Below are 8,356 nucleotides of genomic sequence, written 5' to 3' on the forward strand. Positions count from 1 at the left end.
TAGACTAGCGACCGCAGCGGCCACGACAAGCGAGAAAGCCGGAGGCCCCATCACGATGCCGAGGCGGGCCCGTCCCGATTGACCGTGACAGCGGCGCTTCCCGCCGCTATCAGCCCGCGCGTGATGGAAGACACCGACCGGCAATCCGACGATCAGGCGCGCGACGCCCAGGCCTGGGCGACGGCCAAGACCCTGGCCGAGGCCCTGCCCTACATCCAGATCTACGATCGCGAGACCGTCGTCATCAAATACGGCGGCCATGCCATGGGCGAGACCGCCGTGGCCAAACAGTTCGCCGCCGATGTCGTCCTGTTGAAGCTGATGGGCGTCAACCCGGTGGTGGTCCACGGCGGCGGACCCCAGATCAGCGCCATGCTGGAAAAGGCGGGGGTGAAGTCGAACTTCATCGACGGCCTGCGGGTCACCGATCGTGACACCATGGCGGTCGCCGAGATGGTCCTGTCCGGCGCGGTCAACAAGGAAATCGCGCACTGGATCTCGGTCGCCGGCAAGGAGGCCGATGTGCGTGGCGTAGGCCTGTCGGGCAAGGACGCCGGCCTGCTGACGGTCGAGAAGACCACCCGCACGCGCCGCGACCCCGACAGCCTGATCGAGCACGAGGTCGATCTGGGCTTCGTTGGCGAGCCGACCAAGGTCGACCCCAAGCTGATCGCCGGCCTGATCGCGTCGGAGACCGACGACTGGGTGCCCGTCATCGCCCCGATCGGTGTCGCCGAGGACGGCCAGACCTATAACGTCAACGCCGACACGGTCGCCGGCGCCGTGGCCGGATCGCTGAACGCCAAGCGGATGCTGCTGCTGACTGACGTCAAGGGCGTGCTGGACGCAGACGGCAACCTCATTCGCCAGATGTCGGTGGCCGAGGCGCAAGGGTTGATCGACACCGGCGTCGCCACCGGGGGCATGATCCCCAAGCTGCTGACCGCCATCGAGGCTGTATGCTCCGGCGTCGAGGCCGTCGTCATCCTGGACGGCCGCCGCCCCCACGCCATGCTGGTCGAGCTGTTTACCGAGCACGGGGCCGGGACGCTGGTGACGGCGTGACGCTGGACCTGTCGCACATCGACACCTGGGTCTTCGACCTCGACGACACCCTGTATCCGCGCGAGCAGGGGGTGATGGGTCTGGTCCAGGCCCGGATCAACGCCTTCATGGTGGACGCGGTCGGCCTGCCCGCCGACGAGGCGAAGGTGCTTCAGAAACAGTTCCTGACCGAATACGGCACCTCACTGGCCGGACTGATGGCCAACTATGCGGTCGATCCGGCCAAATTCCTGCGCGAGGTGCATGACGTACCTCTGGATAGCCTGGAACCCAATCCGCGTCTGGCAGATGTGCTGGCCGGACTGCCGGGCCGCAAATTCGTCCTGACCAACGGCGCACGCTTTCATGCCGCCCGCGTCATGGAGCGGATCGGGATCACCGACCTGTTCGACGGGGTCTTCGCGATCGAGGACATGGACCTGACGCCCAAGCCCGCCCCCTCGACCTATCGTCACTTCGTCGAACGCTTCGCCATCGATGCCCACCGCGCCGTCTTCTTCGAGGACACGCCGCGCAATCTCCAGCCGGCCAGGTCGCTCGGCATGGCCACCGTCCTGATCGGCGACGGACACGGCCACGAGATCGGGCCATGGGTCGATGCGACCGCCCCCGACCTGCTCGACTTCCTGACCCCCTACGCACTCAAGGCCGCCGCATGACCGACCTCGCCCATCTGGAAGCCGTCATCGAAGCGGCCTGGGAGGACCGTGCCGACGTCTCACCCGCGACCCACGGCGATGTTCGCCATGCCGTCGAAAAGGCCCTGGCCCTGCTGGATTCCGGCCAGGCGCGGGTCGCCACGCGTGGCGACGACGGCATCTGGACCACCCATCAGTGGCTCAAGAAGGCCGTGCTGCTGTCGTTCCGCCTGAACGAGAACGTCATCATGCGCACGGGCGATCGCGGCCCGACCTCGCACGCGCCCGGCGTCGGCCCCTACTGGGACAAGGTGCCCAACAAGTTCGGCGACTGGGCGGCCGCCGACTATCAGGCCGCCGGCTTCCGCTCGGTGCCCGGTGCCATCGTCCGCCACGGCGCCCACATCGCCAGGAACGTCGTCCTGATGCCGTCCTTCGTGAACATCGGCGCCTTCGTCGACGAGGGCTCGATGGTCGACGCCTGGGCCACGGTCGGCTCCTGCGCCCAGATCGGCAAGAACGTCCACCTGTCGGGCGGTGCCGGCATCGGCGGCGTACTTGAGCCGCTCCAGGCCAATCCCACCATCATCGAGGACGGCTGCTTCATCGGGGCCCGCGCCGAGGTCGCCGAGGGTGTCATCGTCCGCGAGGGCGCGGTCCTGGCCATGGGCGTCTATCTGTCCGGCTCGACCAAGATCGTCGATCGGGCCACGGGCGAGGTGTTCCGGGGCGAAGTCCCCGCCTATTCGGTCGTCGTGCCCGGCACCCTGCCCGACCCGAACGGAGGCCCCTCGCTGTACTGCGCCGTCATCGTCAAGCGGGTCGACGCCCAGACCCGCGCCAAGACCGGCGTCAACGAACTCCTGCGCGACTGATCGCGCCCCACAGCTTGCGGGCGTTTTGGGCTTGACGCGACAACCGCCCCGCAACAGGACTGCATCCGGCCTCCACCGAGGCTTTCCTACTGATTCCGGAGTCGATTTTCCGATGGCCGCCCTGCACGAAATGCATCCCTCGACGATCGAAGAGGCCCTGCCTGCGCTGGAGACGGACGTCTTCCGCGGCTATCTGGGAGACGACCCCGAGCGGATCCGCGCCATCATGCCGACCGACACTGCGGTCGATCCCACCTGTTTCACCGACGCCATGGGCGTGAAGGTGTCGCTGGACTACTGCCCCTGGATCTGGGACCGCACGGGCTTCGTCGAGACCCGCATCCCGATCCCGACCGACACCTATCTTGGCGAGGCGATCGAGTACGTCGGCTTCGCCGTCGCGGTTGAGAGAGCCACCGGCCGCGACACCCTGACGATCGTCGAACTGGGCGCCGGCTGGGGTCCGTGGGTGTCCCTGGGCTCGGTCAACGCGCACCGGTTGGGTTTCCCCAACGCCCGCATCGTCGCTTTCGAGGCCGACGGCGACCGATACAACGCCCTGCGCCAGCATCTGGCGCTCAACAACATCGTCCCGGCCGACGCGCCCGCCGAGGGCGAGGCCGCAGGCTATCAGTGGAAACTGCATCACGCCGCCGCCCACTGGGAGGACAGTGTCCTGTACTGGCCGGCCGAGTCCAATGTGCTGGACGCCGGCATGGCCGCGATCACCGACCCCGACGCGACCAACGACTACCGCGGCCAGCCGATCGCCACCATCGAGGTCAAGGCCGTCAGCGTGACCCGCGCCCTGGCTCACCTCGACATCATCGATTTCATGCACATCGACATCCAGGGTGGCGAGGAAGACTTGCTGCCCCGCATCATCGACGACCTTGAGACCAAGGTCCGCGTCCTGTTCCTCGGCACCCACAGCCGCAAGATCGAGGGCGACTTCATCCAGATGCTGGGCGACCGGGGCTGGCATCTGTTCCGCGAGCGGCCCTGCCAGTTCTATCCGATGTCGGAGGCCCCGACCCTGGTCGGCCGCACCTACATGGACGGGGCACAGCTCTGGATCAATCCGCGCCTGTAGGGTGATCCGGCGGGTTCAGGCCCGCCGGCCACCAGACCGAACGGACCTAGGCCCGTTCGACGCACATCGCCACGCCCATGCCGCCGCCGATACACAGGGTGGCGAGACCCTTCTTGCCGCCCGAACGCTTCAGCTCGTGCAGCAGGGTGGTCAGGATGCGGGCACCTGAGGCCCCGATCGGGTGGCCGATGGCGATGGCGCCGCCGTTGACGTTCACCTTGGCCGTATCCAGCCCCAGTTCCTTGACGACGCACAGGGCCTGGGCCGCGAAGGCCTCGTTCGACTCGATCAGGTCCAGATCGGCGACGGTCCAGCCCGCCTTCTCCAGCGCCTTCTTCGAGGCCGGGATCGGACCCGTGCCCATGATCGACGGATCGACGCCGGCCGAGGCCCAGGACACGATGCGGGCCAGGGGCTCGATTCCCCGGGCCTTCGCCTCATCGGCCGACATCAGCACCAGCGCTGCCGCGCCGTCGTTCAGGCCAGAGGCGTTGGCAGCCGTCACCGACCCCTCCTTGGTGAAGGCCGGACGCAGTTTCTCCATCGCCTCGATGGTCGCGCCGTGGCGGATGAACTCGTCCTTGTCGACGACGGTGTCGCCCTTCTTGCCGGGGATGGTGACGGCGACGATCTCGTCGTCGAACCTGCCGGCCTTCTGCGCGGCCTCGGCGCGGTTCTGGGAGGTCACGGCGAAGCCGTCCTGCGCCGCGCGAGTGATCTGCCACTTGTCGGCGATGTTCTCGGCGGTCTGGCCCATGTGATAGCCATGGAAGGCGTCGATCAGCCCGTCCTTCAGCATGGTGTCGGTGAACTCGAGCGCGCCCATCTTCTGGCCGCTGCGCAGGAAGGCGGAATGCTGGGCCTGGCTCATGCTCTCCTGGCCGCCGGCGACGACGATGGCAGCGTCGCCCTGCATGATCTGCTGATAGCCCAGCGCGACCGCGCGCAGGCCCGAGCCGCACAATTGGTTCAGGCTCCAGGCCGGGGTCTCGATCGGCAGGCCGGCACCGATCGAGGCCTGGCGGGCCGGTCCCTGGCCTGTCCCGGCCTGCAAGACCTGGCCTAGGATCACCTCGTCGACGTCGGCGGCATCCACGCCCGCCCGCTCCAGGGCACCCTTGATCGCGATCTCGCCCAGCTTCGACGCCGGCAGGCTGGACAGACCGCCCATGAAGGATCCGACCGGGGTGCGGGCGGCGGAGACGATGACGACGTCAGTCATTTGTATTCATCCGGTGCTGAAATATTGCGTGGCGTTTCTGCCGCATCCGACGGCTTTCGTCACGCCCCATACGCGGGATTCAGCGGATGGTCATCGGCTTGCGCTCAGATGGAGGGAACGAACCGAATGGTCGGCGGCTTGATGGAGCCATGAGGATGCGCCTGAAGTCATTGTTTACCCATGTCTGCACGCCCGACGCGCTGGACATGATCGATCACTACCAGACCCGGGCCGAGCGCCTGGCCGATCTGTGGGTCCATATCACCGGCCTGTCCCTGGCCAGTGTCGGCGGCATCGTCCTGGCGGTGCTGGCGGCGATCTACGGCGGGCCCGGCGCCGTCATCGCCACGGCGGTCTATGCGATCTGCCTGATCGCCATGCTGACCACCTCGACCATCTACAACTGGACAAACCCCTGTGCCGCCCGGCCCGTGCTGAGGCGGATGGACGAGGCGGCCATCTTTCTGATGATCGCCGGCAGCTACACCCCCTTCACGACCCAGAGGTTCGAGGGGATGTGGGCCATCGGCTTCACCCTGGTGGTCTGGGCCATCGCGGCGGCGGGCGTGGCGGTCAAGCTGGTGGCTCCGCGTATCTCGGACGCCTTCTGGAGCGGGGTCTATATCCTGTTCGGCTGGCTGGCGGTGGTGGCGATGAAGCCCATGCTGGAAACGGTCCACCCGATCGCCCTGGCTCTGCTGGTGCTGGGCGGGCTGATCTACACGACCGGCGTGTTCGTCTTCATCAGCCCCCGGGTGAAGTTCCGCCGCGCCATCTGGCACGGGTTCGTGGTGGCGGGTGCCGCCGTTCACTGGGTCGCGGTTCTCGTCGGGGTCGTTCTGGCCCCTCAGTTGGCCTGATGTCGTGGTCCCGGAACGCGGTGCAACAAGCCTCTGGCGTCTCACTTCGCACTGCGGGATACTGATCAAAATCGACAGGGAGCTGGATCGGCGTGGCTGACGACAAACCCAACACTGGCAAGGCCAAGGACGGCGACGTCGTCGTCATCAAGAAATACGCCAACCGCCGCCTCTACAACACCCGCACCAGCGCCTACGTCACCCTGGAAGACCTCGCCAAAATGGTGCGAGAGGGCACCGACTTCGTGGTCTTCGACGCCAAGACCAACGAGGAACTGACCCGCCAGATCCTGACCCAGATCATCTTCGAGGAAGAGAGCCGGGGCGAGGCCCTGCTGCCGGTCCAGTTCCTGCGCCAGCTGATCGGCTTCTACGGCGGCCAGATGCAGGGGGTGCTGCCCTCCTATCTGGAGATGTCGCTGGAGAGCTTCTCGCGCCAGCAGGAACAGTACCGCACCCAGGTCGCCAAGGCCTTCTCCAGCGGCCCGACCGGCAGCCTCATGGAGGAGGCCGTCAAGCAGAACATGGCCATGTTCCAGAACGCCATGAAGATGTTCCCGGCCTTCTCGACCTATGCCGCCGCCCGTCCCGAGCCCGAGGCACCCCAGGAGACCGCGCCGTCAGCCCCCTCCGGCCCCGACCCGCTGGACGAGATGCGCCGCCAGATGGACGAGATGCGGGCCCAGATCGATCGCATAGCCTCGCCCCCCAAGCCGTGAGGACCGTCGGGCAATGACCGACGGCGTCCGACCCATTCCCCCGATCGCGGGCAATGAGCGTCGCTCCGGCGATCGTCGCGCGTCCCAGCGGCGCACGCCCGGCGAAGGCCCCGCCTCTCGCGCCCTCGTTCCGACAGACGTCGAGCCCGACCCTGCACAGGATGGCCCGGCAGAGCCTGCCCAGCGCGCCACCCTGATGCGCGACGTCAGTGCCGCCCCCGCCGCCGCCTTCGCAGCCCAGCTGATCGGCCAGGGCGGGCAGCGCACCGGCATCCGGGGCGGACCGCCGGTCATGGACGCGGCCCGTTCGACCTATCTGGGGGCCGAGTATTCGGGCGACAAGGAACGCCGCCCCCCCGTCGGCAAGACCGGCAAGACCGAGGTCTGATCGGCCGGCCCGCGTGCCGGTTCGCCTGATGCGCGATCTGGCCCGGGCCTTGCAGCGAACGGGACCTCTGTCCCGATCCAGCGGTCCCGGCCCATGTCATTCCTCTCCTCCGCCTTCCGCGCCTTCGACGTCATGGTCGTCGCAGTCCTGTTCGCGGCCCTGCTCTGAACTTGACGGGAGGGGCGGCCGGGCGGAGACCCCGTCCATGCCCCTCGCCCACGACCCGTCATGAGCAACGCCCGCGCCATCCAGGCCATCGCCCTTGTCCTCGTCGCCGGGGGTGCCCTGGCGGTCCAGCTTCTGCGAGGCCGCAAGGTCGAGCCGTCGCCCGACGACGAGACCGTCGCGCTGACCCCCGCGATCCGCGCCCACCTGACGGCCCTGCGGTCCGAAGCGCGCGACTGGACCTTGGACCCCGACGCCGGGCCCGTCTCGCCCAAGGTCGTGCGCCGGGTCGAGACCGCCCTGAACACCCTGATCGAAGACATCCTGTCCGAGCCGGACGGCCCGCTGGAGGCAGCCGACGTCGCGGGTCGGCTGGGGCTCGGCCTTGCCGCCCTGAAGACAGCCCCCGCGCCGATGACGGCCTTGGCCTGGGGCCGGATGATCGAGGTCTGGTATGTGCTGGGGTTTCGCTCACCCACCGGCTATTTCGACCATGACCCGGCCGACCTGCCCGAGGGTTGGGGCGAGCCCCTGCCGCCCGGCTGGACCGCCCCGGACCAGCCCCGTCCCGTGGCGACCGGAACCGATCGTTAACCCACGAGGCGCACCCTCGGTTTCTGACGCCCCCGTTCCCCGTCCATGGGTCTGACGATGTCGAGTATCCTCACCAGTTCCACCCGCCGCTCGCGCGACCATTTCGAGCCGCAGGATTCCGATCCCCAGGAACAGCGCCGCCTGCGCGGCCTGCTGGAACAGATCGACTACACCGCCTTCATTTCCAACCGCGAGGTCATCGCCGCCTCCCTGTCGGTGATCGACGCGGCCATGTTCCAGCGCCTGGCCGTCTCGGTCGCCACGGCCCGCACCAAATGGGTGTCGGAGGCGCTGCGCCTGTCGGAATCCGGCTCACCCGTCACCCCCGACCAGACGGCTCGGCTCACCGCCTTCCGCAGCGCCTATGAGGAACTGTCGGAAGCCTATGAAGGCCTGCGCCGCATGGTCGAGCGCGGCTACCTGACCCTTCGGCCCGCCTGATCGGCGACCCGAAAGGTCGGCAAAAAGCGTCGACCGTTTCAACCGTTTCAACCGTTTCAACCGTTTCAACCGTTTCAACCGTTTCAACCGTTTGGAATCCGACGGAGACGGTCATCACCCACACCACATAGCCGCTGCCAGCCAATGCGCAAGCATGCAGAAGGAATAAATTCCTTCTGCATGCCCTCTCCCTGCGGCCGCCTCAGTCCAGCGGCTGGGGCCGGGTCGAGATCGGGGCGTCGGGATCGGCCTGCGAGGGCCTCGCGGCGGTTGGAGGCGGCGGGGCGGGGACGATC

Annotated in this window: 10 protein-coding genes; 9 read left to right on the forward strand and 1 reads right to left on the reverse strand. The window is 67.7% G+C overall.

Annotation, left to right across the window (positions count from 1 at the left end; translation table 11 throughout):
- Positions 1-123 precede the first annotated feature (123 nt).
- The 4 genes from argB to JHC99_RS02070 all read left to right on the forward strand — a co-directional run bounded on the left by argB (position 124) and on the right by JHC99_RS02070 (position 3,671).
- Complete coding sequence (argB, locus tag JHC99_RS02055) at positions 124-1,065, forward strand: acetylglutamate kinase (protein ID WP_292151815.1); 942 nt, start codon at positions 124-126, stop codon at positions 1,063-1,065.
- Positions 1,062-1,724 (forward strand): pyrimidine 5'-nucleotidase, encoded by a 663-nt coding sequence (locus JHC99_RS02060; RefSeq protein WP_292151807.1) that lies wholly within the window; start codon positions 1,062-1,064, stop codon positions 1,722-1,724. Before argB ends, JHC99_RS02060 begins: the two co-directional genes overlap by 4 nt.
- Positions 1,721-2,578 (forward strand): 2,3,4,5-tetrahydropyridine-2,6-dicarboxylate N-succinyltransferase, encoded by an 858-nt coding sequence (dapD, locus tag JHC99_RS02065; protein WP_292151808.1) that lies wholly within the window; start codon positions 1,721-1,723, stop codon positions 2,576-2,578. The genes JHC99_RS02060 and dapD overlap by 4 nt, the downstream gene beginning before the upstream one ends.
- Before the next feature lie 112 nt (positions 2,579-2,690).
- Positions 2,691-3,671 (forward strand): hypothetical protein, encoded by a 981-nt coding sequence (locus JHC99_RS02070; protein ID WP_292151809.1) that lies wholly within the window; start codon positions 2,691-2,693, stop codon positions 3,669-3,671.
- A gap of 46 nt (positions 3,672-3,717) precedes the next feature.
- Here the strand turns inward: JHC99_RS02070 and JHC99_RS02075 are convergent, their stop codons facing one another.
- Entirely contained in the window at positions 3,718-4,893 is a 1,176-nt protein-coding gene (locus JHC99_RS02075) for an acetyl-CoA C-acetyltransferase (RefSeq protein WP_271146316.1), read from the reverse strand.
- Positions 4,894-5,042: 149 nt separating this feature from the next.
- On the opposite strand from JHC99_RS02075, the gene JHC99_RS02080 reads away from it, so the two are divergent.
- The 5 genes from JHC99_RS02080 to JHC99_RS02100 all read left to right on the forward strand — a co-directional run bounded on the left by JHC99_RS02080 (position 5,043) and on the right by JHC99_RS02100 (position 8,060).
- Positions 5,043-5,753, forward strand: a complete 711-nt coding sequence (locus tag JHC99_RS02080) for a hemolysin III family protein (protein ID WP_271146315.1) — start codon at positions 5,043-5,045, stop codon at positions 5,751-5,753.
- 92 nt (positions 5,754-5,845) lie between these two features.
- Positions 5,846-6,472 carry a polyhydroxyalkanoate synthesis repressor PhaR gene (gene phaR / locus JHC99_RS02085; RefSeq protein WP_292151810.1) on the forward strand — a complete coding sequence of 209 codons (627 nt, stop codon included), beginning with the start codon at positions 5,846-5,848 and terminating at the stop codon, positions 6,470-6,472.
- Positions 6,473-6,485: 13 nt separating this feature from the next.
- Positions 6,486-6,860, forward strand: coding sequence for a hypothetical protein (locus JHC99_RS02090; RefSeq protein ID WP_292151811.1), 375 nt, complete (start codon positions 6,486-6,488; stop codon positions 6,858-6,860).
- A gap of 228 nt (positions 6,861-7,088) precedes the next feature.
- Complete coding sequence (locus JHC99_RS02095; RefSeq protein WP_292151812.1) at positions 7,089-7,619, forward strand: hypothetical protein; 531 nt, start codon at positions 7,089-7,091, stop codon at positions 7,617-7,619.
- Positions 7,620-7,676: 57 nt separating this feature from the next.
- On the forward strand, positions 7,677-8,060 hold the full coding sequence (locus tag JHC99_RS02100) for a hypothetical protein (RefSeq protein ID WP_292151813.1): 384 nt from the start codon (positions 7,677-7,679) through the stop codon (positions 8,058-8,060).
- The last annotated feature ends 296 nt before the right edge of the window (positions 8,061-8,356 follow it).

This window comes from Brevundimonas sp. (assembly GCF_016463485.1).
Lineage (GTDB): Bacteria > Pseudomonadota > Alphaproteobacteria > Caulobacterales > Caulobacteraceae > Brevundimonas.